The sequence below is a fragment of the Brevundimonas sp. TWP2-3-4b1 genome, assembly GCF_049897665.1.
Taxonomy (GTDB): Bacteria; Pseudomonadota; Alphaproteobacteria; order Caulobacterales; family Caulobacteraceae; genus Brevundimonas; species Brevundimonas subvibrioides_B.
The window spans coordinates 84,892-110,156 of sequence record NZ_JAFCWQ010000002.1 but is presented as its reverse complement, the minus strand read 5'-3'; the positions used below and the strand labels follow the sequence as shown (position 1 = coordinate 110,156).

Genomic DNA, 25,265 nt, shown 5'->3' with positions numbered 1-25,265 from the left:
GGACACACGCCCCGCTAGGTTGAACCCTCTCAGGGAGTTCAGCCATGCGTATCTCGGTCGCCTTGCGAGGTCTTTCGCTCGCCCTGGGCCTCATCCTTTGCGCTGCCGCGCCGGCCCGCGCCGACTTCCTGCGCGCCGAGACCGAGCATTTCGTCATCCAGGGCGAGGTCAGCCGGGGCGACATCACCGAATACGCCCGCAAGGTCGAACGCTTCCACGAGATGCTGGAAATGTTCCGGCCGCCCGAGACCGACGAGCTCGAGGCGCCGAAGCTGTGGATCTATCTGGCGGCCAACAACGCGACCATGCGGCAGGTCTGGCCCGGCGTGCCGACGACCGTCGGCGGCTTCTACAGCCGCAACGATGGCCGGATCTATGCGGTCGTCGATCTGAGCAATGAGAACAGCGACACGATCCTGTTCCACGAATACGCGCACCACTACATGTTCCAGTACCACAACGAGGCCTACCCGGCCTGGTTCGTGGAAGGCTTCGCCGAATACCTGGCGCCCTCGGACCTGCGGATGGGGCGCATGCGGTACGGTCTGTGGAGCGAGGGGCGACTGAATTCCCTGGCCCAGACGAACGGCTGGATCCCGATGCGCACCGTCCTGAGCGCGCGCCCCAATCTGTGCTCCCGGCAAGGTTCCGCCTATTACGCCCAGGCCTGGCTGCTGACCCACTACATGCTCGGCACGCCGGAGCGGAAACGCCAGTTCAGCGCCTATCTGGCCGCCGTCGGACGAGGCGAGGAGTCCGTCGCCGCCTTCGAGGAACAGACGGGTCAGACCCCCGAGCAACTGACGACCAGCTTGCGTTCCTATCTGGGGCGCGGCGTGACGGTCTACACCCTGACCCAGGCCTTCCCGGTGGCGGAGGTGACCGTGACCGCCCTGCCGGCGAGCACGGAGGACGCGATCTGGCTCGACCTGCGATCAATGCGACCGCTCGGCGATGACAAGGACGCCCTGCTCCAGCGAGTTCATGCGATGGCCGCGCGGCATCCGGGCGAGCGGCTGCCGACGGTGACCCTGGCCAAATATCTCATCAAGGCCGAACTGCCGGCCGAGGCGATCACGACGCTGGAACCGGTCGTGGCCGCCGACCCTGCTGATGCGGAGGCGCTGTGGCTGATGGCCAGCGCAGAGATGGACGTCGCCGACGAGACCGAGGACGCCGCCGCGCGCACGGCCCTGATGCGTCAGGCCCTCCGTCGTCTGGGCGCCGCCTATGAGGCCGATCCGTTCGACTTCAGGATCTACATGGCGATGTCGCGGAATCGCCAGGGCGCGCCCGGCTACCCGAGCGATAACGACCTCACGATCGCGGAGTCCGCCTATCGCCTGGCGCCCCAACTGGGTTCAACGGCGATGTGGGCCGCGCAGGTTTTGATGGCCAAGGAAAAATATCTTGAGGCGGTTCAGGTCCTGTCGCCGCTGGCGAACAACCCGCACGACGGCGGCGACCTGACCTCGGTGCGCGATCTTCTGGCGCAGGCACGGGAGCGCGCCGGTCTGGAGCCGCTATCGACGGAGGCGCCGCCTGCGGTCGAGGAGACCGAACCGGCCGACTGACGTCCCTACATCAGGACGTTGAACACCACATGCACCAAGCCCGCCGCCCCGATGATCACGCCGAAGCCTGCGAGCAGGCAGATTGCGGGGTGAATCTCGCGCTCCGTGAACCGCCTGGACGGCGCCCGGACGGTCGAAACGCGGTGTGCTGAATCCAGCAGAGCCATAGCCGTTTCCTTCTTCCCTGCTGCGTCCGGCTCATGTCCGGAACGTCTCGCATTCGAAGGATGACCCCAAAGACCCTGATTGGCGAGGGGATTTAGCCTGCACTATCGACACATCTTCGAGAGCCGGCGAAGGCGCCCGCCCGCGTGACTTTGGCGCCGTCGCGCGCTACCTCCCGCCCCCATGTCGAAACTGACCCTCGATCAGGAGGCCGCCCGCAGGCGGACCTTCGCCATCATCGCGCACCCCGACGCCGGCAAGACGACGCTGACGGAACATATCCTGCTGTCCGGCGGGGCCATCCGGGCGGCCGGCGCGGTGCGGGCACGCGGCGAGAACCGTCGGACCCAGTCCGACTGGATGAAGATCGAGAAGGAGCGCGGAATCTCCGTCTCCGCCTCGGTCATGACGTTCGAGCACGACGGCAAGATGTTCAACCTGCTCGACACGCCCGGGCACGAGGACTTCTCGGAAGACACCTACCGCACCCTGACCGCCGCCGACTGCGCCATCATGGTGCTGGACGCCGCCAAGGGTATCGAACCGCAGACGCTGAAGCTGTTCGAGGTCTGCCGCCTGCGCGACATCCCGATCATCACCTTCATCAACAAGCTGGACCGCGAGGCCCAGGACCCGATGGCCCTGCTCGACGAGATCGCCTCACGCCTGCAGCTCGACCCCTCCCCGATCTGGTGGCCGGCCGAGAGCGGCAACCGCCTGCGCGGCATGGTCGAGATGGGCACCGGCCGGTTCCAGCCCTACGCCAAGAAGCCGGCCGGCTCGAAGGATGAGGTGCCGCATCCGGACGCCCTGCCGCTGGCCGACGCCGGCGAGTATTTCGAGGCGGGCGAGCATCAGGCCCTGATGGACGCCAGAGAACTGGTCGAGGGCGGCTACCCGGCGTTCGACCGCCAGGCCTTCCTCGAAGGCCATATGACCCCGGTGCTGTGGGGTTCGGCGCTGCGCCACTTCGGCATCGACGAGCTTCTGGCCGCCATCGGCGACTGGGCGCCGCCGCCCAAGACCATGCCGGCCCGCAAGGAAGCCCCGCCAGAGACCCGCAACGCCCCCGCCCCCGTGGAACTGACGGTCGAGCCGGGCAATGCCGAGGTCACCGGCTTCGTCTTCAAGGTCCAGGCCAACATGGACCCCAACCACCGGGACCGCATCGCCATGTTCCGCATGGCCTCGGGCAGCTTCAAGCGTGGCATGAAGCTGAAGGTCCAGAACACCGGCAAACAGCTGTCGGTCAACGCCCCCATCATGTTCTTCGCCTCCGACCGCGAACTGGCCGACGACGCCTTCGCCGGCGACGTGATCGGCATCCCCAACCACGGGGTCCTGCGGGTCGGCGACAGCCTGTCGGAGAGTGGCCTGATCCGCTTCGCCGGCCTGCCCAACTTCGCCCCGGAAATCCTCCAGCGCGTCCGGGTCAAGGATCCGCTCAAGGCCAAACACCTGAAGAAGGCGCTCGACGGCCTGGCCGAGGAAGGCGTCACCCAGCTGTTCCGCCCCGAGATCGGCGCGGACTTCATCGTCGGCGCCGTGGGCCAACTGCAGTTCGAGGTCATGGCCGATCGTCTGGGCGAGGAATACGGCCTCGAAGTCATCTTCGAGCACAGCCCCTATGCCGAGGCCCGCTGGATCGACGGGGAAAAGGCCGACATCGAGGACTTCATGTCCAAATACCGCGGCCAGATGGCCCGCGATATCGACCAGGCCCCGGTCTTCCTGGCCAAGTCGAGCTGGGAGACCGGCTATGTCATGGAGCGCTTCCCGAAGGTGGCGTTCACCAAGACGAAGGAACGCGGCTGAACCTCTGTCGCCCGCCATCGTTTTGTCGTTCAGGCATGATCGACAGGACGGCATGATCGAACGAGCGAAGACCTGCGGAACAACCCTGGCTCTGGCGACCGGAGCCCTGCTGCTTGCGAACGCCGCCTCGGCACAGCAAAACCAGGGCTCGGCGACGACCCGATCCCTGAACACCGCCCCGGCGCAATCGACCCTGTCACCCCGCCCCAACGCCCAGCCGCCGCTGACGGTCGCCGAACGCCCGCAACCCGCACCTCCCCGACCCACGCTGCCGGCGACGACGCCATCCAGCGACCGCACGCTGGAAGACCTGCTGGGTTCCACACGGGACCAGACCCCTCAAGTCGCCGAAGGCCCCGCCGGCGTCACCCTCGCGCCCGGCGAGACCGAGCCGGAGCCCATCCCCATGACGCTCGGCTACTACGTCCGGGGCGACAAGGAGTGCGACCAGGTCTGGCCCGGCGAGGGCGACCTGGCCTTCGTGACCCCGACCGCCTTCACCATCGACTTCGGCGGCTGCGAGCCGGGCCAGTTCCTCCAGACCGGGCCGAACAGCTGGGGCGAGGCCCAGCGTTGCAGGACCGAACGCGGCGGCGACGCGGGCGCCTACAACGTCACCTATGAGGTCATCGGCACGGACGTCATCAAGCGCACAGCCCGGCTGGGCGACGATGTCGACAGCGCCGAGGACGACCTGTGGAACGTCTGCCGTCTGGAAGACGTGCCGGAGAATGCCCGGTTCGGTTCCTGATCAGGGCCCAGCAGGGGCGGAAACGGGCGCTCTATCAAGTCGGATCTCGAACACCGGCAGGAAGATCTGCAGCAGCGGCCCGTTCGACAGGGCGTAGGCCACCGTGCCGACCCCGATCGTGCCGCCCAGCATCCAGCCCATGCTGAGCACCAGCCCCTCGATCGCCATCCGCACCCAGCGGACTTCCCAGCCCGTCAGTCGCACGCCGCCGGTGGTCAGGCCGTCGCGCGGCCCCGGTCCCAGTCCCGCGCCGATATAGGCCCCCGTCGCCACGCCATTCAGCAGGATGGCCCCGATCAGGAATCCGATCTGCAGCCCCAGCCCGTGGATCTCCGGCAGGAAATGCAGGCTCACATCCGCCGCCGTGCCGATGACCAGCACATTGCAGATCGTCCCTACGCCCGGCTTCTGCCTCAGCGGGATCCAGATCAGCAGCACCAGAGCCCCGACGATGTTGACGATCAGCCCGAGGCTGAGCCCTGTCATCTCCGACAGGCCCTGATGGAAGACGCTCCACGGATTCAGCCCGAGGTCGGCGCGGACCATGAGGGCCAGCGACATCCCGTACAGAAGCAGGCCGATCTGGAGCTGGATGAAGCGACGGATGAACATGCGGCTACGCTAGAACAACCGGCCTTGTAATCCATAGCCACTTTGGCGACGGTGGCCTCATGTCCGTCGTTAATCTCAACAGCCTGTCCCGCCACCTCGGCGACTGGCGCGCGTCCGGCGCGGAGGACGTCGCCTATCGCAGCCTTGCCGATGCGCTGAAGGGTCTGGTGCTGGACGGTCGCCTGCCGCTCGACGCCCGCCTGCCCGGAGAGCGCCGCCTGGCCGAAGCCCTGGGCGTCAGCCGCATCACCGTCAGCGCGGCCATGGACCGGCTGCGCGCCGACGGCTTCCTGACCAGTCGCGTCGGCGCCGGGACCTACACCGCCCTGCCCTTCCGTCGCGCCGAACGATTGGAGGGCCTGTTCCACGTCGCCCCGGGACCCGAAGTAGTGAACATGGCGACGGCGGTCCTTCCCGCCGGGGCGCATGTCCATGTCGCCTATGCCCGGGCTCTGGACTCGTTGCCTGCCCACCTGCCGGGACACGGCTACGACCCCATCGGCCTGCTGCCGCTCAGGCGCGCGGCGGCCGAGACCTATGACCGCGCGGGCCTGCCGACGACGCCCGATCAGATCGTTGTCACAGCGGGCGCCCAGAACGGTCTCGCCATCCTGCTGCGCGCCTTCGGGCGACCGGGCGACGCGGTGTTGATCGACCACCCGACCTACCCCCACGCCATCGAGGCCATCGTGCGCGCCGGCATGCGGCCCGTGCCCGTGGCCCTGACCCCCGCCGGCTGGGACATCGACGGACTGGTCGCCACCATCGAGCGGGTCCGGCCCCGACTCGTTTACCTTTTGGGCGCGCACCAGAACCCGACCGGCCACGTCATGGCCGCCGAGGACGAGGCCGTGGTGGCCCGCGCGGTCGCCCGCGTTGGCGCCCTCATGGTCATGGACGACACCCAGCGCGAGCTCTGGTTTGACCAGCCGCCCCCGGCCCCTGCCGCGCCCGGCCCGCACGTCGTTCGCGTCGGGTCGATGAGCAAGACCTGGTGGGGAGGCCTTCGCATCGGATGGATGCGGGCGGAAACCGAGGTCGCCGACGCCGCCGTCCGGGCGCGGGCTTCGCTCGATCTGGGCGCAGCGGTGATCGAGCAACTCGCCGCCGCCCACCTGCTGGCCGGGGATCAGACGCCCGTCGTGGAACGTCGCGCCGCCCTGGCCGCGCGAGAAGCGGCGCTGCATGCCCGCCTTCAGCATGTTCTACCGGACTGGGAGACGACCCGGCCTACAGGCGGCCTCTCTCTGTGGGTCGCCCTGCCCCGCCCCGTCGTCGGGGCGCTCGTTGTCGAGGCTCAAAAGTCCGGGGTCATTATCGCGTCCGGCGCCCGCTTCGGCGTCGACGGCGCTTTCCAGCGCTTCCTCCGCCTGCCCTACTGCCTGCCGGTGCCGGAGCTAGAAGCAGCGATCGATACCTTGGCGGACGCCTGGAGCCGCATCGGCGACCGCCCGGCCAGGCGCGCGAAGACGCCGGAGCCGGACGTGTTCTGAAGGCCTACGCCTCCGCCGTCTCCAGGAACGGATAGTCGGTGTAGCCCTTGGCCCCGCCGCCGTAGAAGGTGGCCTTGTCCGGAGCGTTGAGAGGCGCGTTCCGCTTCCAGCGTTCGACTAGGTCGGGATTGGACAGGACCGGCACGCCCGAGCTGATCAGGTCGGCGCGACCCTCAGCGATGGCCTTCTCGGCCAGTTCGCGGGTCAGGCCGCCGTTCAGCATCAACGGTCCGCCGAAGGCTTCGCGGATCTGCGCGGCCAGCTGCGGAGCGCCGCCCTTGATCGACATCGGGGTGTCGGGTTCGCCTTCGATCAGATGCAGATAGGCCAGGCCGAACGGCTTCAGGGCCGCAGCGGCGTAGAGGAAGATCGAGGCCGGATCGCTGTCGATCGTTCCGTTGGCGCCGTTCGACGGCGACAGACGGATGCCGACCCGGTCCGCGCCGATGGCGGCGACCACGGCGGCCGTGATCTCCAGCATGAAGCGGGCGCGGTTCTCGACCGAACCGCCATAACGGTCGTCGCGCTGGTTGGAACCATCCTTGAGGAATTGGTCGATCAGATAGCCGTTGGCGGCATGGATCTCGACACCGTCGAAGCCGGCCTTCCTCGCCTGTTCGGCGGCGTGGACATAGTCTCCGACGATGCCCTGGATTTCGTCGACTGTCAGCGCACGAGGCGTCTCAAATGGCGTCATCGAGAAGTCGCGCTTCATCGCATTGCCGACTGCGGCGATGGCTGACGGCGCGACGGCCTGGCCGCCGTCGGGCTGATAGTCGGGGATCGACACCCGACCCACGTGCCACAGCTGGGCGACGATCTTGCCGCCCTTGGCATGCACCGCATCGGTGATCGACTTCCAGCCGGCGACCTGCGCCTCGGTGAAGATGCCGGGGGTGTTGGGATAACCCTGACCCGACTGGCTGATCTGGGTGGCTTCGGAGATAATCAGGCCGACCGAGGCGCGCTGGGCGTAGTATTCGACCGCCAGCGGGTTCGGAACCTCGCCCTCGATCGCCCGGCTGCGAGTCAGGGGGGCCATGGCGATCCGGTTCTTGAGATGGATCGCGCCGAGGTCGATAGGGTCGAAAAGGGTCGTCATGTGAAACACCTGGTGTTGCGGTCGCGAAGAGGTAGGCGCCCCAACTGTGCGGCGCAACAGGGCGTGCATGGAACCCGGTCGCGGCGTCGGGTTTGCTAGACAAGGGAGTGAACGCCTGAGACGGTCCCGATGCGGGACGACCGGAGAGTAGTGACGTGGCCATGTTCGAGTTCGGCAAGGATCTGAGACGGCTCTTCGTGCAGGCGCGCGAAAGCGACGACCTGGGCTGGCTGGAGCTTATCGGCGTCGAACTGTTGGCGCGCGAGGCGAAGGCGTTGACCACCGACGGCGGCCGGGTGTCCTGTTCGCGGCCGTCGCAGACCTGGCATCGCGCCTCGATCCTGTGGCGAGAGCATGCCCGTCGCAGCGGCGCCCTCGACAGCATCGCCCGAGCCCTATCGACCGCCGAGGACGCGCTGAAGGCCGCCCGCACCGAGGACGAACGCGCCCGCGCCCTGCTGTCCGGCGCCCAGGCCCTGATCACGAAATTCGACCTGTTCGGAGACCGCAACGCCATCGTCCAGGCGGCGGAGTGGGCCCGCGAAGCGACCTCGAAACGCCTGCCGACCCTCGCCTCTTGCGCCGGGGTCCATGCCCGGATCCACGCACGTCAGGCCCGTTTGAGCGAAAAGGCGGCCGACCGTCAGGACGCCGCGGCCCTGATGGACGCGGCCCTGCACGCCCTCACCAAGCACAATCCGCTCGAGGCCGACGACCTGCGCCTCGACAGCGCGGCGCTGGCGCTGGAAGGCGGCATCATCCAGCGCGACGCCCGCCTGCTGGACCAGGCGGGACGCGACCTGACCGCTCTGGTGGAAGCCTGCTCGCCGGACACCCGCCCACTGACCCGCGCCCGGGCGCTCGCCCTCTGCGCCGCCGGCCTGTCCGCGCTCGCCGCCATGGCTGACGACGAAGCCGCGATGCAGACCGGGCACGAGATGTTCGACGCCGCCGCCGACCAGTTCTTTGTCGACCACAGCCCGCTCGACTGGGTCGCCATCCAGATCGCGCGTTCCATCGACCCGACCGCCCCCATCGAGCCGATCCGCCAGTCCGTTGCGCTGACGACCGGCTACGGCACGATCCTGGGGGCGCTCGCCCTCGACCTGCTGGTCGCGCGCGAGATCGAGACGGCCGCGACCGCCGGCGACCTGACCGAACTCTCGAAGATCGAGACACGCGTCCGTCGCCGCCTCGCCGACCGCACCGGCGTTCCCTCGGTCATCGACTGGGCCGTCGACCAGATCGCCATGGCCCGGCTGATGATCGCCCGCAGCGAGCTGATGGGTTCCGACCCCGATCAGGCCGCCTTCGTCCTCGCCGAGGCCGCCGAGGCCGCCCGCGAAAACGGGGTTCCGGTCATCGCCGACCGCGCCAGGGGACTGATGATGGGGTTGCCCGTCCGGGCCTAGTTCTGGTGGGACCAAAGTCCCGAGACGCGGCTGTCCCGGATCGGACCCGAGACCCGGGCCACGCACTGCTGGCCGATCCCGCCGCGCCACTGCGCGATGTAGACGGCCGTCTCCTCTCCCACGCAGATCCCCTGGTTGCTCAGCCGGTGGTGAGGGACCGACAGGCTGATGACGCCCCTCACTGAAACAGTCCCCGGCGCTCTCGAGCCGATAGACATAGCCGCGACGGGTGGCGACATAGGCGTTGCGGGCGTCCTTGACGTTGAAGTTGTTCACCTCTTCGCCCCGGAAGCACTGGCCGGTCTGAACCAGCAGCTGCCGCGCCTCAAGGCTCCCCGGCGGGCCGGAGACCGCGCAACTGCCCAGCAGCACGGTCGCGCCGAGAAACAGCGTCACACCCTTGATCATGCCCGCACCCTTCCACTCTCACGAGCGGACACAATCATGGGCCGTCGCCAACGGCTATCGGCATTCAACCCCTATGACACCGCCGCGATCAGCACGATGGCCGCGGCTGTCGCCGCCACGGTCAGCGGCAGGGCCCAGGTGATGTACAGAAACACTTCGTGCTGGACATGGCGTCCGGCCAGGCTGCGCGCGACATTGAAGCGGAACAGGGCGATGTTGATCGCCAGAGCCAGCGCCAGGGTGATGTAGTTCAGCCCGAACAGCAGGGCGACCGTGTTCTGCCCGTTGGCCAGGCTGGCCCGGTCGGTGTTCACCGTGAAGTTCAGGGCGATGACCGCGAACAGGCCGCCGATGACGATATTGGTCAGCTCGAACGCCTCGGTCTGGAATTCGCCGTCCTTGACCGAGTTCAGCCAGGTCGCCAGCAGCGGGATCAGCAGCGAAGCCAGCAGCGGGATGAACAGCCCCGCCACCGTCGATCCGGCAACCCGCCCGACATCCAGCGAGGCGCGCAGCCGGGCATAGGTTTCGCCATACCAGCCGGCGATCGGATCCCGCGTCAGGCTGACCCGTCCGATATCCCAACCGTCCAGCGCCAGACCCGCGCTTGCGCGGCTGAACTCCAGATCTTCCTGGCGATAATCCAGGGCGACGCGGTCCACCGGCTCGCCGCGCGACACCAGTTCGATGCTCAACGCCTGATGGTCGAAGGGGAAACGCGTTACGTCCAGCGGTGCCTTGAAGGTCGCGGTCACCCGGCGCAGCAGCTCGATCCGGCCGTCGGGAAAGATGCGCAGCGACCGGCTGTCGGCGTCCGGATCGCCCACCAGGTTGGCGAGGTCCACATCCGGGGTCCAGATCGCCGCCAGTTGCTCGACGGCGAGCTCGCCGCGCCATTCGCGATAGCCGACCGAGGCCTCGGACGCCGGATACCGCAGCCGCAGATCGGTCCAACGCAGGCGCAGATCGACCGTGGCGACGAAGGTCTGTTCGTTCTCATCGACCGATTCCACAGCGACGAACGACAGGCCGCTGCGCACCACCACCGGCAGGCCCGTGCCAAGCGGCAGGGTCGCGCCCTGGGCAGCCGGAGCGGACAACGGCGGCTCGGGCAGCTGGGTCGCGTTCTGGGTCTGACCCAAACCCGGCAGCAGCAGGCCGACGACCATTAGCCCGCCGAGAACCAGCAGAATGGCGATCAGACGCCGGACGCTCACGACCCCCGGCCTCGCTTGGCTGCGACCAGCGCCGCGATCCGCTTCTGCTCGGCCGCGAGTTCGGCCATCTCTATGGACAGACGATCGTCGTCCTCGTCGTCCTCGACCGTCTCGCCCGTGCCGATGGCGGCGAACCGCGCCGAGATGGCCCGCAGCGGACGCAGCAGGAAGCCGCTCACTACGACCAGAACCACGCCGGCCAGCACGATCATGGCGAACAGGGCGAACAGCATCTGCAGCACCAGCGACCGCCCCGCCGCCCCGCGCGTCGGAGCGAACGACTGGGTCACCGCCACGGCGCCGAGCAGTTCGCCCGACGCGCCGCGCAGCGGCACGATGATGACGCCGTAAGGCTTGCCGGCGGCCTTCCGAACATAGTCCGACGGCTCGTCGTGGACGCGCAGGTCGTCCGACGTGACAAGGGTCCGCATCAGGTCCCAGTCGGTCGAATAATATTTGATCGTCGAGCCGACACGGTTCTGTTCCGCCAGCACGGTCGGATCCATCGCCGTCGCCGTCTGGCGCAGCGGCGCCTCGTCGAGGAACAGAGTCAGGTCCAGGCCATAGGCCGCCTTCAGCCGGTCCAGCACCGGACCGAAATCCATGCCGACCTCGACCGAGCCCACATGGGTCCCGCCAGGCGCCGCGATCGGGGCGACGCCGAAGATGGCGGGACCGGAACGTGCGGTCTCCATGCCCTTCTTGGCCGTCTGCTCGCGGTTCACCGCCACCACGATCGGCCGGAAGCTGGACAGGTCGTCGCCGAACCGCTCGGGCGCCTGAAGGCGAAGGAAGGAGGTCGCGGGCGCCGAGTGGAACTGCACCTGGGTAACGCCGTAATTGTCTTTCTGGGTGGCGAACATGCCCGATGTCGCGGCCAGCAGGGCCGGCCGGTCCTGACGCGCCAGCGCCGCACGCACCTCGGGCTCTGCGGCGATGATCTCGGCACGGGCCAGGGCGTTGCCGGCCGCGCCGTCCAGGTTGAAGTTGATGATGGCGCTCATCAGCTGGACATGGCTGCGCTCGACCGCCGTGGTCATGCCCCCGAACAGCAGGTTGGAGGCCACGGTCAGGATCCCGACCACCAGCACAACAGCAGTGATCAGGGCGACGGGCGCGTCACGGCGAAATTTCATGATCCCCCCGGATCGGCAACTTGAGCGAACTGTCTAGCTTTGCCGTGGCGGCTCTACAAGGAAGGCGCGGCTGTCGATCCCTGACGAAAACCTACCCGCCCATCGCCACGAAGGCGCCGTTCAGGAACCCCGGCTTGCCGTAGGCCAGCGGCTGGCCGTCCGGGCCCAGCACCCGTCCTCCGGCGGCCTCCAGCACCGCCTGCCCCGCGGCCGTGTCCCACTCCGAGGTCGGACCGGTGCGCGGATAGGCGTCGAACCGACCCTCGGCGATCAGGCAGAACTTCAGCGACGAATCCGTCCCCTGCCATTTCGTGCAGCCATGGCGGGCGGCGAGACGGGCGGCTTCTTCATCGGTGACGCTGTGGCTCAACAGGGCGAAGCCCTGATCCGGCCGGTTGCGCACCCGGATCGCCCTCCACGCGTCGCCATAGCGGCGCATCTGGGCCCCGCCGCCGGGCGCGGTCCGCCAGGTCAGCGATGTCGCGGGCGCCGAGACAACGCCGACCGTCGGACGGTTTCCCTCGATCAGGGCGATGTTGACGGTGAAGCTTTCCTTGCCCTGGACGAAGCCCTTGGTGCCGTCCAGCGGATCGATCAGCCAGAAGCGATCAGCGGCGCTCTCGGGCTTGCCTTGGGCCTCCGACTGCTCCTCGGCCACGGCCTGGACTTCGGGATAGAGGGCGGCAAGGCGCGACAGGATCAGGGCCTCGGCCTTCTGGTCCGCCAGGGTGACCGGGCTGTCGTCCGCCTTGGAGAACACCTCTCCGCCCGCCCGCCAGTAGGGCAGGATGACGGCGGCGGCCTCCTCCGCGATGTCGGCGAGGGTGTCGTGCAGGGCGCCGGAGGCGAGGTCGGAGGACAGTCTGTCGGTCATTATGCCGGGGGATAGACCATCGCGGGCGGTTTCGCGACGGCGCAAATCACGCGAGGGTGGCGGCCGATCTTGAAGCCCCTCGAGAGCCCGAGCCCCGCATGACCGACGCCGCCGTCTCCGCCCAGTCTGGTTCGCAGTTGGGCGAACTGCCCGTCGATGGCCAGGAACTGGCCAGCCTCATCGCCGCCAAGCTCTGCCACGACTTCATCTCGCCCTCGGGCGCGATCATGTCGGGGCTGGACCTGCTGGACGATCCGACGGCCCAGGACATGCGCGACGACGCCATGAGCCTGATCGCCGACAGCGCCAGAAAGATGGTCGCCCTGGTCCAGTTCTGCCGCGTCGCCTTCGGGGCCGCGACGACAGCCGAGCGGTTCACGGGCGCCGAACTGACGGCCCTGGTCGACAACGTGGTCGCGGGCGGACGCGCCACCCTGGCCTGGAGCCTCGGCGACGGCGACTTCGGCAAGCCCCAGGCCCGCGCCCTGGTCAATCTGGCTTATCTGACTGTAGGCGCCTTGCCGATGGGCGGCGCGGCGACGGTCGCTGTGCGGCGCGAGGGCGCCCAACTGGTGATCGAGGGCGTCGCCGAGGGCGCGCGGGCCCGGCTGAAGGCCGAGGCGGCGACGGGTCTGGCCGGCCTGCGGCTGACCGAAGGCCTCGCGGGCCAGTGGATTCAGCCTTACTGGCTGTGGCTCACAGCCGATCAGGCGGACGGAACGCTCACGGTCGAAGCTGTGGAGGGCCGCGTGTCGATGACCGTACGGATGCCGTCTTAATCCCGAATCCCAACGCCTCGTTAACCGCCCGGAAGCGATATTGACGGTTGAAGCGGCGCTTGATTCGAGCCGTTTGGAGAAGACCGCGTTGGACGTCCGCACCTGCCTCATCGTCGACGACAGCCGGATCATCCGCAAGGTCGCGCGCCGCATCGTGGAAGGCCTCGGGTTCGAGGTCGATGAAGCCGCCGACGGGATCGAGGCCTTGTCCTACTGCACCGGCATGATGCCAGACGTCGTCCTGCTGGACTGGAACATGCCCGTCATGGACGGGCTGGCCTTCCTGCGTCGGCTGCGCACCACCCCGGGCGGGGACAGGCCCAAGGTCCTGTTCTGCACTATTGAGACGGCGCCCGAACGCATCGCCGAGGCCCTGTCGGCCGGGGCGGACGACTATGTGATGAAGCCGTTCGACTCGGAAATCCTGCACTCCAAATTCAGTGAAGTCGGAGCGGTCTGAAGCCCAGCCATGACCCGCGCTGTAGCCGTCACATGATCCAGGACGATTTCGACCGCCTGCAGGCCCTGATGGCCTCTCGCGCCGGCTTCCGGCTGGGGCGCGATCGGATCCACCTCGCCGAGCACCGGCTGGCCCCTGTCGCGCGTCGCGAGGGCTTCGACAGTGTCGACGACATGCTGGCCAGCCTGTGGGCCAAGCCGGTGGCCAGCCTCGGCTGGGCGGTCATCGAGGCCCTGCTGAACCCCGAGACCTGGTTCCGCCGTGACCGGACGGTGTTCGACACCTTCGCGCGCGAGCTGCTGCCCGCCATCGCCCGCGCCCGGCCTGAGGGTCTGGTGCGCGTCTGGTCCGCCGGCTGCTCGCACGGCCAGGAGCCCTACTCCCTCGCCATGGCCGGCCTCGAGGTCGGGGCCAATGTCGAGATCGTCGCCACCGACCTGTCACAGCGCGCGATCGAGCGCGGCCGGGCGGGATCCTACACCGCCTTCGAGATCCAGCGCGGCCTGCACGCCCGGACAATGCTGAACTGGTTCGATCCGGCGGACGACGCCTGGGTCGCCAAGCCTGCCCTGCGCGACGCCGTCCGCTTCGCCCGCCACAACCTGCTTGACGCCCCGGCCGATGCCGCCCGGTTCGACGTCATCCTGTGTCGAAACATCCTCTCGGAGATGGATCCGGCCAGGCGCGGCCAGGTCGTGGACGGTCTGGAGCGGCGGCTGATGGACGACGGCGTCCTGATTCTGGGAGCCGACGAGCGAATCGACGCCGACACCGTCGCCTTCCGTCCCGTGACCGGCCGCAAGGGCCTGTTCGTCAAGGCGCCCTCAGCCCTCAGCCGCGCCGCCTGATCCCGGTCGACACGGCCACGCCCGGCCCCCTATGGTCGCCGCAACGTCGGAGGGGATGGCGATGCGTTGGGCTCTGTTTCTCGGATCGCTGGCAGTCGCTCTAATGATCGGCGTGTGGGCCCTTCAGGTTCCCGGCGCGCGCGGGACCGACACGCCCGCCGCCGACTTCTCCGCCGTCCGCGCCATGGCTGATGTTCGGGTCATCGGCGCCCGCCCCCACCCCGTCGGCTCGGCCGACCACGCGCGGGTACAATCCTGGCTGTTCGGTCGCATGGCGGCGCTGGGGCTCAACCCGGCCCTGCAGGCCGGGGTTCTGTCGCCCGAAGCCATCGAGCGTCTGCGCCGTTGGGGCGGGGATCCGGCCTCAGCAGGCAATAAGGCGGTCAATATCGTCGGCGTCCTGCCCGGCCGCGATCCATCGGCTCCGGCCGTGCTGATGATGGCCCACTACGACAGCGCCTGGAACTCTCCCGGCGCCGCCGATGACGGCGCCGGCGTCGCGGCGATCCTCGAAGCCGTGCGCGCCATCAAGGCGCGTGGCCCTGCCGACCGCAGCCTGGTCGTTGTGTTCACCGATTCCGAAGAGCTGAATCTGGACGGCGCCCGCATCTTCTTCTCCGAACACCCCTTGCGCGACCGCATCGGCGCCCTGGTGAACCTGGAGGCCCGGGGCGGCGGTGGCCGCGCCTTCATGTTCGAGACCGGACGCGGTAACGCGGAAACCATCGACCTGTTCAGCCGGGCTGCACGGCGGGCCGACGGCGGGGCTTCGTCCAGTTCCCTGTCGATCTTCGTCTATGAAAACATGCCGAACGGCACCGACTTCACAATCTCCAGGAACCGGGGCGTCGCCGGGGTCAATTTCGCCTTCATCGGCCGCCCGTCCCAGTACCACTCCCCGACCGCCACGCCGGACAACCTCGATCAGGGCGCGGTCCAGCATATCGGCTCCCAGGCGCTGGAGGCGACCGACGCCCTGCTGCGCGCCGACGCCTTGCCGGTCACGGGCCGCAATGTCGTCTACGGCGACTATCTGGGCCTGTTCACCATCGTTCATTCGCTCGACCTCGGCTGGACCCTGCTCGCCCTGACTGCGTTGCTCGGCGCATTTGCCGCCTGGGGGGCGCGCCATGCGACCGGGTTGACCGCCCCCGACGTCGGACGCGGGATGCTGTCGGGCCTGTGGATCGTGGCCACGGGGATCGTCGTCGCCCACGGCGTCCGGGTGCTCGCCGGGCCGATGTCGTCACGCGCCGAGTCCGCCGACGTCTACTACACCCTGCTCCGCCGCCTGCCGTGGATGGAGGCCGGAACGGGCCTTGCGATGGCCGCCGTCGCCCTCGCCCTGCTGGCGGGTCGTCAAGCCTTCGGTCCGAAACTGCTGGCTGGCGTCACCATCGTGGCGGTCGCGGCCGCCCAGATCCTCGGTGGTTTTGATCCCGTAGTGCTCGGCGCCGGTGTCGCGGCTCTGGTCCTGACGGTCTGGTCGCAGAGTGCGCCCAGGACGGTCTGGGGCGGTTGGCTCGGCCTGATCGCCCTGATCTTCGTCTTCGGCTTCATAGCCCAGGCTGCGGCGCCGGAAGCCGCCCTGGTCTTCATCTGGCCGGGCCTGCTCGCGGCCCTCGCGGCGGCGGCCTGCGCCCTCACCGGCGCGCGGCTGGAGAGCCCCCGCTCCCTGTTCCCGGCGGTCGTCGCCACGGTCGTCGGCGGGGCCTGGATCCTGAACCTGTCGCACCAGGTCTTCCTCGGCGTCGGCATGGACCTGCCCGGCGTCCTCGCGCTCATGACTGTGCTGGTGCTGCTGTTCCTCGTCCCGCTCGCCCCGCGCTCGAAAGGCACGCTGGCGGCGGCCGCGGCGGCCTGTCTGATCCTCGCCTGCGGCCTGTCGCTGACGGCCCGATTCGCCGAGCCCGCGCCCCCGCCTGCCGCCGACGGCCCCACTTAGGCTTCCGGTAACCCTGCCACTTAAGCGGACGGCAAAGCCGGTCCTGTACGAGGGGCGCATGAACCTGATCCACGCCCTCCAGGACAACACAGATCCCAACTCGCTGGTCTCGCGGTTCCGCCGCGCCCGCGCACGAAGGATCATTGCGATGATCACCAGGATCCACGCCGGGAAGGGTGCGGTGAACATCATCGATCTGGGCGGCGAGGCCAACTACTGGACCCTGTTCGATCGCCAGTTCCTGGACGCCTCGAGGGTCCGGATCACCCTCGTCAATCCGGGCGGCATCGACGAGGTCGCGGACCCCCGCCTGTTCACCGTCATCGACGGCGACGCCTGCGCCCTGCCGCAATACGAAGACCACGCGTTCGACATGGTCCACTCCAACTCGGTGATCGAACACGTCGGCGACTGGGCGCGGATGGAGGCCTTCGCCGCCGAATGCCGCCGCCTGGCCCCGCGCTACTACGTCCAGACGCCCTATTTCTGGTTCCCGGTGGAGCCGCATTTCTCGGCCCCGTTCTTCCACTGGCGTTCGGAACAGAGCCGCGCCCGCTCCCTGCTCAAACGCCGCCACGGCTTCTCGCAGAGGGCGCCGGACATGGGCGCGGCCATGCGCGACGTCCAGCACGCCCGCCTGCTGGACAAGGCCCAGTTCCGTTTTCTGTATCCGGACGCGACCCACCACGACGAGGTCGTCGCCGGCCTGACCAAGTCCCTGATCGCGGTCCGCGACCCCACTTCGCACTGACGGAGTCTGACGCTCCGTTCCCGGACGTTGGCGTAGCGCGCCCGCGGCGCTAGACAGCCTGCGTTCAGGGGGAACACCATGTCCATGTCGATCGGGCCGCACGCGCGTCGCTTCACGCTTATCGCCTTCGCAGCCCTGGCCATCTCCGCCTGCGAGGACGGCGCCGCCTCGGCCGAGGCCTCGGCCGCCCGCCCTGCCCAGGATCGCGGCGACTTCGTCGTCCGCCCGGCCGTGCTGGAAAGCGATGACTACACCGCTCTGGCCGCCCAACTGAGCGAGGAGCGCTGGCTGGAGGACGTCGCCGACGTTCTGAACGAGAGCCTGATCCTGCCCGTCGATATCGGCCTGCGCTTCGCCGAGTGCGGCGAGAACAACGCCTACTACATCCCCGAGGATCGCGAGATCCAGATCTGCATCGAGATGTTCGAGGGCGAGCGCGAGACCTTCGCCGCCTACTACGAAACCGAGGAAGAGATCGAGGACGCGGTCAACGGCTCCTTCCTGTTCACCGTCTTCCACGAAGTCGGCCACGCCCTGGTCGACGTTCTGGAAATTCCCTTCACCGGCCGCGAGGAAGACACGGCCGACAGCCTGGCCGCCTGGTGGCTGATCGACGGCGATGACGGCGAGGAATCGGCCATCGCCGGCGCCCTCAGCTTCTACACCGACCCCGAAGAGGCGGCCGAGGTCGACGAGAGCGACTTCGCCGACGAGCACTCCCTCAGCCAGCAGCGCTACTATACCCTGACCTGCCTGGTTTACGGCTCCGACACCGATAAATACGCCAACCTCCTCGAGGAGGAATGGCTGACCCCGGAACGCGCCGAACAGTGCCCGGCCGAGTTCGAGCGCCTGACCTCGACCTGGTACACCCTGCTGGATGCTCACCTTAAGGAATAGGCGTCAGAAACGGACGTAGCTTCACGGCTGCGTCCGTCGTTCAGAAACGAACATATTGGCAACCAGAACAAACCATGCACATAGTCCTGCTCACAGGGAGCGGGTCACGGTCATCGGACCGAAGGCGGGCCTCTCCCCAGGGTCTCAACGGGAATCATGGCAAGGGAGAGTGGCAAGGTGGCAGCTCAGGCGAATCTGAAATTGGTGGGCAAGGACGACGGCGACAAGCAGCGGGCCCTGGAGGCCGCGATCGCACAGATCGACCGCGCCTTCGGCAAGGGCTCGGTCATGAAGCTGGGCAAGGGCGGGGTCGCCGACGTGATCCCCTCGGTGTCCACCGGCTCGCTCGGCCTCGACATGGCGCTGGGCATCGGCGGCCTGCCGCGCGGGCGGGTGATCGAGGTGTTCGGTCCTGAATCCTCGGGCAAGACGACCCTAGCCCTGCATACGGTGGCCGAGATTCAAAAGGCCGGCGGCACCGCCGCCTTCGTCGACGCCGAACACGCGCTGGATCCGGGCTATGCCCAGAAGCTGGGCGTCAATCTGGACGATCTGCTGGTGTCCCAGCCCGACACGGGCGAACAGGCGCTGGAGATCGTCGACACCCTGGTGCGTTCGGGCGCCGTGGACATCGTGGTGATCGACTCAGTCGCCGCCCTGACCCCGCGCGCCGAGATCGAGGGCGAGATGGGCGACAGCCTGCCGGGCCTTCAGGCCCGTCTGATGTCCCAGGCCCTGCGCAAGCTGACCGCCTCGATCTCCAAGTCGAACTGCATCGTCCTGTTCATCAACCAGATCCGTCACAAGATCGGCGTCATGTACGGCTCGCCGGAAACGACCACGGGCGGCAATGCGCTGAAGTTCTACGCCTCGGTCCGTCTCGACATCCGCCGCACCGGCGCGATCAAGGATCGCGACGAAGTCGTCGGCAACACTACCCGCGTGAAGGTGGTCAAGAACAAGGTCGCCCCGCCGTTCCGCGAGGTCATCTTCGACATCATGTATGGCGAGGGCATCTCCAAGCTCGGCGAGATCATCGACCTGGGCGTCAAGGCCGGGATCATCGAGAAGTCCGGCAGCTGGTTCTCCTACGATTCGACCCGCATCGGTCAGGGCCGCGAGAACGTCCGCGCCTTCCTGAAAGCCAACCCCGACATGGCTGACGCCATCGAGGACAAGGTCCGCAAGTCGACCTCCAAGATCGCCGACGAGCTCCTGGGCACGCCCGAGCCGGACGAAGGTCAGGATCTCGACGGCTGATCCTCCCCCATCGGGGGAGGGGGACCGCGAAGCGGTGGAGGGGGCCGACCCCACATTTCGTCGCTCGCGGCGGGCCCCCTCCGTCACGTCGCTGAAAAAGCGCCGCGCCACCTCCCCCGCCGGGGGAGGAATGAGACAATCCGCCCGGCCGGTCCCTGCGACCCGCCGCCGACCCCCGTGGGGCTCGGGCTGGACGGAGCCGCCCGCCCGGTTCGTCCGGGCGGGCTCTTTTCTGTTCCGGTCAGGCGGTCACCCACATCCGCAGACCGGCGCTCAGCCCCGTCGACCCAGTGCGCGCTGCAAGCCGGGCCGCACCCTCAGAAACACCAGATAGAGCCGCTCAAGAACCGCCAGCACGTGCCGATTTCTCGCCAGACGGCCGAGCGGGGCCAGCAAGGGGATCGCCCGCCACATCGCCGCGAAGGCCTCGGCGCCGGACACCAGACGCCCGTCCTCCCGTGCGTGAAACCGGCTGAGCAAGACGGCGCGGTCGATGGGACAGTGTCCCTCACCCGTCGCCACGTCGGTGAAGACGATCGCACCGCGTCGATCGAGACGCCGCAGCAGGGCGATCTCCCGCCGGCAGAGCGGGCAATCGCCATCGAACCAGACTTCAAGCGTGGACATTCCCCAGCATAGCACCCCACCTCGTCATTGCCCCGCGTCACGCCGACGCCCTAAAACGCCAGCCTTCCGCCTGCCGGCGGTTCATTCGCCGAGGAGATTTCCCATGGCCGAAGACATCCCCACCCTGACCCAGTTCAACCTGGCGGAAAGCGACGACGGCTATCTGCTGGAGATCGGCGGCAGCGACGGCGCCGTGCTCCGCGTCGCCGCCAGCGCCGAACAGATCGACGCCATCATCGAAGCCCTCGACGCCCTCCTCTCGGACGAAGACGACGCCGTGGACGGCCCTCCCGAGTCTGGCGACGCCCCGGAGTGACGGGAAAACCTTGGCCGATGGCCTCTCCAGTCTCTATATGCGCCTTCCCAAATCCTCGACGCGCAAACGACTGAACAGCCCATGGCCAGCCTGAAACAGATCCGCTCGACCTTCCTCGACTATTTCGCGGCCGATGGGCACACGAAGGTCCACTCGGCTCCGCTGGTGCCGCAGAACGACCCGACGCTGATGTTCGTCAACGCGGGCATGGTGCCGTTCAAGGACTATTTCACCGGCGCGGCCGTCCCGCCCTACCCGCGCGCCACGTCCTCGCAGAAGTGCGTCCGGGCCGGCGGCAAGCATAACGACCTGGACAATGTCGGCTACACCGCACGCCACCTGACCTTCTTCGAGATGCTGGGAAATTTCTCCTTCGGAGACTATTTCAAGGAACACGCGATCGACCGTGCGTGGAACCTGGTCACCAAGGACTACGGCCTCGACCCGAAGCGCCTGCTCGTCACCGTCTACATCGACGACGATGAGGCCGCCGCGATCTGGAAGAAGGTCACAGGCTTCGCGGACGACAAGATCATCCGCATCGCCGGCTCCGACAATTTCTGGGCCATGGGCGACAACGGCCCCTGCGGTCCCTGCACCGAGATCTTCTGGGACTACGGCGACCACATCGCCGGCGGACCTCCTGGTTCGCCGGACGAGGACGGCGACCGCTACGTGGAGATCTGGAACAACGTCTTCATGCAGTTCGAGAAGGAGAACGACGAGATCGTTTGCAGCCTTCCCAAACCCTCGGTCGACACCGGCATGGGCCTGGAGCGGATGACCTCGGTGCTCCAGGGCAAGAACTCGGTCTTCGACACCGACCTGTTCCAGATCCTGATCGCCGCCTCCGAAGACGCCACCTCGACGAAGGCTGAAGGGGCACAAGCCGCCAGTCACCGCGTGATCGCCGACCACCTGCGCTCATCGTCCTTCCTGATCGCCGACGGCGTGACCCCCTCGAACGAGGGGCGCGGCTATGTCCTGCGTCGCATCATGCGTCGCGCCATGCGTCACGCCCACCTGCTCGGCGCCGCCGATCCCCTGATGCACCGCCTCGTCCCGACCCTCGTGGACCAGATGGGCGAGGCCTTCCCCGAACTCGCCCGCGCCCAGGCCTCCATCGAAGACACGATGAAGCAGGAAGAAATCCGCTTCCGCACCACCCTGGGCCGCGGCATGGGCCTGCTGGACGAGGCGACCTCGGGCCTGTCCGAAGGCGGCGTCATCTCCGGCCAGACCGCCTTCAGCCTCTATGACACCTACGGCTTCCCGCTCGACCTCACCCAGGACGAGGCCCGTCGTCGCGGCCTGACCGTCGACAACGACGCCTTCGAGGCCGCGATGGCCCAGCAGCGCGAGCGCGGCAAGGCCAACTGGAAGGGCTCGGGCCAGACCGCCTCGGCCGGCGAATGGCTGTCGCTCCGCGACCGCCTTGGCCCGACCGTCTTCACCGGCTATGACGCCATCGAAGGCTCGGGCGAGGTCCTGGCCATCGTGCGCGGCGGCGTATCCATCGACGCCCTTGAGCCCGGCCAGACCGCAGAGGTGCTGTTCGACCAGACCCCCTTCTACGGCGAAGGCGGCGGCCAGACCGGCGATCGCGGCGAGGTCGAATGGACCGACGCGAGCGGCCAGCAAGGCTTCGGCGTAATCCTCGACGTCCAGAAACACGCCGGCGGCGACCTCTACGCCCACAAGATCGAGATCGAGTCCGGGACCCTGACCATCGGCGCCCGCGCCCAGCTCCGCGCCCATGCCGAACAGCGTCTGACCACCCGCGCCAACCACTCCGCCGCCCACCTGGTGCATGCGGCGCTGAAGAATGTGCTCGGCCCGCACGTGGCCCAGAAGGGTCAGCTGGTCGATGCCGAACGCATGCGCTTCGACTTCAGCCACAACGCCCCGGTGACCGAGGACCAGCTGGCCGCCATCGAGACCGAGGTGAACGCGGTCATCCGCCAGAACGTCCCGGTCACGACCCAGCTGATGACGCCCCAGGACGCCATCGACGCCGGCGCCGTCGCCCTGTTCGGCGAGAAATACGGCGACGAGGTCCGCGTGGTCACGCTTGGCCGCGCTCTGACTGACAACAATGGTCCCTACTCCGTTGAACTGTGCGGGGGCACCCACGTCGCCCGCACCGGCGACATCGCCCTGTTCAAGATCACCGGCGAGACCGGCATCGCCGCTGGCATCCGCCGCGTCGAGGGCGTGACCGGCGAGGCCGCGCGCCAGTACCTCCTGGCCCAGGCCGGGGTAGCGAAGACCCTGGCCCAGTCGTTCAAGGTCCAGCCCCTGGACGTCCCCGCCCGCGTCGAGGCCCTCTCGGCCGAACGCAAGTTGCTGGAAAAACAGGTCGCAGACCTGAAGAAGCAACTGGCCCTGGGCGGCGGCGGCGCATCGGCCAACGCCGCGCCTGAGGAGATCAACGGCATCAAGCTGATCGCCCGCATCCTCGACGGCGTCGACGGCAAGGGCTTGCGCGGCGTGGCCGAGGAGTTCCGCACCCAGGTCGGCTCCGGGGTCGTCGCCCTGATCGGCGTCACCGACGGCAAGGCGGCGGTCACCGTCGCGGCGACCAGCGACGTCACCGACCGCGTCAACTCTGCCGACCTCGCCCGTGCCGCCGTCATCGCCATGGGCGGCCAGGGCGCCGGCGGCAAGGCCGACTTCGCCCAGGGCGGCGCGCCGGACGGGTCCAAGGCGGAAGATGGTCTGGCGGCCGTTCGCGCGGCGCTGGCGGGGTAGTCTATTCCCCTCTCCCCTTGCGGGAGAGGGAGCTCGCGCACGGCGGCGCAGCCGTCGTCCTTGCACAATCGGGTGAGGGGTCACACCAGCCCTTCCGCTGAACCCCGCCCTCATTCCCCCCGCCGGCGTGACCCCTCATCCGTCAGCCTTCGGCTGCCACCTTCTCCCGCAAGGGGAGAAGGGAACACGCCCCATTGACCTCCCGCCCGCGTTCGGGTCCCCATGCCGCCGTCAGTTCGGGGATCTCAATGAATCGCTTTGTCGTCGCCGCAGTCGCGGGTCTGCTTCTGTCCACCTCGGCGATGACCGCCTCCGGCCAGACCCCTGCACCCCCGGCCGCCATGGCCGAGAACCCTGCCCTCGCCTCGATCATCGCCGACTACGACGCCTGGCAGCTCAGCCTGAACCCGATCCAGGCCGGCCGCGAGGGCGACCAGGCCGCCAAGTACCGCCTGTCCGACCAGTCCCGCGCCGCCGAGGTTGCGCGGCTCGAGCCCCTGAATGCGTTCAAGCGCCGCCTCGCCGCCGTCGACGTCTCGATCCTGTCCTCGAACGACGCCCTGAACCGCGACTTCCTCGCCATCATCGTCGACCGGTCGATCGAATCCATCGCTCTCGACGGCGGCCGTCTCGCCTTCAACTCCGAGGGCGGGCCCGGCCAGAGCGCGGGCTTTCTCGCCGCCGGGACCCGCATCACCAACCGCGCCGACGCCGACGCCTGGTTGAGCCGCCTCGAAGGCCTGTCCGCCTGGTACGACGAAGGTCTCGCCGACGCCCGCCGGGGTCTAGCGACCGGCTTCGTCCAGCCGAAGTCCGTGGTCGAAAGCGCCCTCGCCATCTTCCGCAACGAGGCGGCCTTCACGCCTGCAACCGACCCCCTGATGCGGCCCTTCGCCAGCCTGCCCCTGTCCATTCCTGCGGCCGACCAGGACGCTCTGCGCACCCGCGCCGCCGCCATCGTCGCCGCCGAGATCGCCCCCCGTCGCCAGGCCTGGGTCGATTTCACCGCCAACGAATACCTGCCGGCCGCCCCCGCCGAGGTCGGCATCGGCTCACGGCCCGGCGGCCGCGACTTCTACGCCTTCGAAGCACGCCGCTACACCACCACCGACCTGACGCCCGACCAGATCCACCAGATCGGCCTGGACGAGGTCGCCCGCATCCGCGCCCGCATGGACGCGGAGATGATCGCCTCCGGCTGGACCGGCGACTTCGCCGGCTTCCTCAACCACCTGCGCACCGATCCGCAGTTCTACGCCACCTCGCGCGAAGACATGCTGGAGAAGGCCTCGGAGATGGCCAAGCGGGCCGACGGCGGCCTTCCCGCCCTGTTCCGCACCCTGCCGCGCCTGACCTACAACGTCCGCCCCGTGCCTCTGGACATCGAGGACAACTACACGACCGGCCGCTACAACGGCGGCTCGCTCGAGGAGGGGGTGCCCGGCGGCTATATCGTCAACACCGGCAAGCTGGACCAGCGGCCGCTCTACGAACTGCCCGCCCTGACCCTGCACGAGGCGGTCCCCGGCCACCATCTCCAGATCGCCCTGCAGCAGGAGGCGGCGGCGGGTCCGGCCTTCCGCCGCAATGCGGGCGTCACCGCCTTCACCGAGGGCTGGGGCCTGTACTCGGAGTTCCTCGGCGAGGAGATGGGCTTCTACCGCACGCCGGAGGAGCGGTTCGGCCGCCTCAGCTACGAGATGTGGCGCGCCTGTCGTCTGGTCGCCGACACCAGCATGCACTGGATGGGCTGGACCATCGAACAGGCCCGCGCCTGTTTCACCGACAACTCGGCCCTGTCGCCGCACAACATCGAGACCGAGCTGCAGCGCTACATCGGCTGGCCGGGTCAGGCCCTGGCCTACAAGATCGGCGAGATCCGCCTGCGCGCCATCCGCACGCGGGCGGAACAGGCCCTGGGCGACCGGTTCAACCTGCGCGACTTCCACGACGCCCTGCTGGTCGACGGTCCCCTGCCGCTCGACCTGCTCGATCGCCGCATGAACGCCTGGATCTCGGCGCAGCAGTAATCCTCCCCCACAGGGGGAGGGGGACCGCGAAGCGGTGGA

General features: G+C 68.4%; 23 protein-coding genes. 15 read left to right on the top strand and 8 right to left on the bottom strand.

The genetic code is table 11. From position 1 onward, the window contains the following. Window positions 1–44 precede the first annotated feature (44 nt). On the top strand, window positions 45–1,574 hold the full coding sequence (locus ACP7A5_RS02865) for a hypothetical protein (protein ID WP_426040497.1): 1,530 nt from the start codon (window positions 45–47) through the stop codon (window positions 1,572–1,574). 5 nt (window positions 1,575–1,579) lie between these two features. Here the strand turns inward: ACP7A5_RS02865 and ACP7A5_RS02860 are convergent, their stop codons facing one another. Further along, the gene (locus tag ACP7A5_RS02860) at window positions 1,580–1,741 is read right to left on the bottom strand and encodes a hypothetical protein (RefSeq protein ID WP_426040496.1); all 162 of its coding nucleotides are present in this window, start codon (window positions 1,739–1,741) and stop codon (window positions 1,580–1,582) included. A gap of 181 nt (window positions 1,742–1,922) precedes the next feature. Between ACP7A5_RS02860 and ACP7A5_RS02855 the strand changes: the two genes are divergently transcribed. After that, complete coding sequence (locus tag ACP7A5_RS02855) at window positions 1,923–3,554, top strand: peptide chain release factor 3 (RefSeq protein ID WP_426040495.1); 1,632 nt, start codon at window positions 1,923–1,925, stop codon at window positions 3,552–3,554. 52 nt (window positions 3,555–3,606) lie between these two features. Further along, window positions 3,607–4,305, top strand: coding sequence for a hypothetical protein (locus tag ACP7A5_RS02850; protein ID WP_426040494.1), 699 nt, complete (start codon window positions 3,607–3,609; stop codon window positions 4,303–4,305). On the opposite strand, the gene ACP7A5_RS02845 is transcribed toward ACP7A5_RS02850, so the two are convergent. After that, entirely contained in the window at window positions 4,306–4,917 is a 612-nt protein-coding gene (locus ACP7A5_RS02845) for a YczE/YyaS/YitT family protein (protein ID WP_426040493.1), read from the bottom strand. It lies immediately after the preceding gene. 59 nt (window positions 4,918–4,976) lie between these two features. Here ACP7A5_RS02845 and ACP7A5_RS02840 point away from each other — a divergent pair, with 59 nt between their 5' ends. Next, complete coding sequence (locus ACP7A5_RS02840; protein ID WP_426040492.1) at window positions 4,977–6,410, top strand: PLP-dependent aminotransferase family protein; 1,434 nt, start codon at window positions 4,977–4,979, stop codon at window positions 6,408–6,410. A 4-nt stretch (window positions 6,411–6,414) separates the two neighbouring features. Here ACP7A5_RS02840 and ACP7A5_RS02835 read toward each other — a convergent pair whose 3' ends face one another. After that, the gene (locus ACP7A5_RS02835) at window positions 6,415–7,512 is read right to left on the bottom strand and encodes an alkene reductase (RefSeq protein ID WP_426040491.1); all 1,098 of its coding nucleotides are present in this window, start codon (window positions 7,510–7,512) and stop codon (window positions 6,415–6,417) included. Window positions 7,513–7,673: 161 nt separating this feature from the next. On the opposite strand from ACP7A5_RS02835, the gene ACP7A5_RS02830 reads away from it, so the two are divergent. Continuing rightward, a complete protein-coding gene (locus tag ACP7A5_RS02830; protein WP_426040599.1) occupies window positions 7,674–8,924 on the top strand; it encodes a hypothetical protein in 1,251 nt (416 codons plus the stop codon). On the opposite strand, the gene ACP7A5_RS02825 is transcribed toward ACP7A5_RS02830, so the two are convergent. The 4 genes from ACP7A5_RS02825 to cysQ all read right to left on the bottom strand — a co-directional run bounded on the left by ACP7A5_RS02825 (window position 8,921) and on the right by cysQ (window position 12,559). Beyond that, window positions 8,921–9,106, bottom strand: coding sequence for a hypothetical protein (locus tag ACP7A5_RS02825; protein WP_426040490.1), 186 nt, complete (start codon window positions 9,104–9,106; stop codon window positions 8,921–8,923). The two genes, ACP7A5_RS02830 and ACP7A5_RS02825, sit on opposite strands and share 4 nt — an antisense overlap. Before the next feature lie 297 nt (window positions 9,107–9,403). Next, the gene (locus tag ACP7A5_RS02820) at window positions 9,404–10,549 is read right to left on the bottom strand and encodes a hypothetical protein (protein ID WP_426040489.1); all 1,146 of its coding nucleotides are present in this window, start codon (window positions 10,547–10,549) and stop codon (window positions 9,404–9,406) included. Continuing rightward, on the bottom strand, window positions 10,546–11,685 hold the full coding sequence (locus ACP7A5_RS02815; protein ID WP_426040488.1) for a cache domain-containing protein: 1,140 nt from the start codon (window positions 11,683–11,685) through the stop codon (window positions 10,546–10,548). The genes ACP7A5_RS02820 and ACP7A5_RS02815 overlap by 4 nt, the downstream gene beginning before the upstream one ends. 91 nt (window positions 11,686–11,776) lie before the next feature. After that, the gene (gene cysQ, locus ACP7A5_RS02810) at window positions 11,777–12,559 is read right to left on the bottom strand and encodes a 3'(2'),5'-bisphosphate nucleotidase CysQ (RefSeq protein ID WP_426040487.1); all 783 of its coding nucleotides are present in this window, start codon (window positions 12,557–12,559) and stop codon (window positions 11,777–11,779) included. A gap of 98 nt (window positions 12,560–12,657) precedes the next feature. Here cysQ and chpT point away from each other — a divergent pair, with 98 nt between their 5' ends. The 7 genes from chpT to recA all read left to right on the top strand — a co-directional run bounded on the left by chpT (window position 12,658) and on the right by recA (window position 19,502). Then, window positions 12,658–13,338 (top strand): histidine phosphotransferase ChpT, encoded by a 681-nt coding sequence (gene chpT, locus ACP7A5_RS02805; protein ID WP_426040486.1) that lies wholly within the window; start codon window positions 12,658–12,660, stop codon window positions 13,336–13,338. Between the two features lie 88 nt (window positions 13,339–13,426). After that, a complete protein-coding gene (locus ACP7A5_RS02800) occupies window positions 13,427–13,798 on the top strand; it encodes a response regulator (RefSeq protein ID WP_425987934.1) in 372 nt (123 codons plus the stop codon). A gap of 32 nt (window positions 13,799–13,830) precedes the next feature. Next, complete coding sequence (locus ACP7A5_RS02795) at window positions 13,831–14,646, top strand: CheR family methyltransferase (protein ID WP_426040485.1); 816 nt, start codon at window positions 13,831–13,833, stop codon at window positions 14,644–14,646. Window positions 14,647–14,707: 61 nt separating this feature from the next. Then, entirely contained in the window at window positions 14,708–16,591 is a 1,884-nt protein-coding gene (locus ACP7A5_RS02790; RefSeq protein ID WP_426040484.1) for a M20/M25/M40 family metallo-hydrolase, read from the top strand. Between the two features lie 58 nt (window positions 16,592–16,649). Further along, on the top strand, window positions 16,650–17,342 hold the full coding sequence (locus tag ACP7A5_RS02785; RefSeq protein ID WP_426040483.1) for a methyltransferase domain-containing protein: 693 nt from the start codon (window positions 16,650–16,652) through the stop codon (window positions 17,340–17,342). A gap of 78 nt (window positions 17,343–17,420) precedes the next feature. Then, the gene (locus ACP7A5_RS02780; RefSeq protein ID WP_426040482.1) at window positions 17,421–18,242 is read left to right on the top strand and encodes a DUF4344 domain-containing metallopeptidase; all 822 of its coding nucleotides are present in this window, start codon (window positions 17,421–17,423) and stop codon (window positions 18,240–18,242) included. A gap of 177 nt (window positions 18,243–18,419) precedes the next feature. Next, window positions 18,420–19,502, top strand: a complete 1,083-nt coding sequence (gene recA / locus ACP7A5_RS02775; protein WP_426040481.1) for a recombinase RecA — start codon at window positions 18,420–18,422, stop codon at window positions 19,500–19,502. Between the two features lie 273 nt (window positions 19,503–19,775). Here recA and ACP7A5_RS02770 read toward each other — a convergent pair whose 3' ends face one another. Beyond that, window positions 19,776–20,129 carry a thiol-disulfide oxidoreductase DCC family protein gene (locus ACP7A5_RS02770; protein ID WP_426040480.1) on the bottom strand — a complete coding sequence of 118 codons (354 nt, stop codon included), beginning with the start codon at window positions 20,127–20,129 and terminating at the stop codon, window positions 19,776–19,778. Window positions 20,130–20,232: 103 nt separating this feature from the next. Between ACP7A5_RS02770 and ACP7A5_RS02765 the strand changes: the two genes are divergently transcribed. From ACP7A5_RS02765 to ACP7A5_RS02755, 3 genes are all read left to right on the top strand, one after another. Then, window positions 20,233–20,445, top strand: a complete 213-nt coding sequence (locus ACP7A5_RS02765) for a hypothetical protein (protein ID WP_426040479.1) — start codon at window positions 20,233–20,235, stop codon at window positions 20,443–20,445. A gap of 81 nt (window positions 20,446–20,526) precedes the next feature. Beyond that, complete coding sequence (gene alaS / locus ACP7A5_RS02760; protein WP_426040478.1) at window positions 20,527–23,196, top strand: alanine--tRNA ligase; 2,670 nt, start codon at window positions 20,527–20,529, stop codon at window positions 23,194–23,196. A gap of 248 nt (window positions 23,197–23,444) precedes the next feature. Then, complete coding sequence (locus ACP7A5_RS02755) at window positions 23,445–25,226, top strand: DUF885 domain-containing protein (RefSeq protein ID WP_426040477.1); 1,782 nt, start codon at window positions 23,445–23,447, stop codon at window positions 25,224–25,226. The last annotated feature ends 39 nt before the right edge of the window (window positions 25,227–25,265 follow it).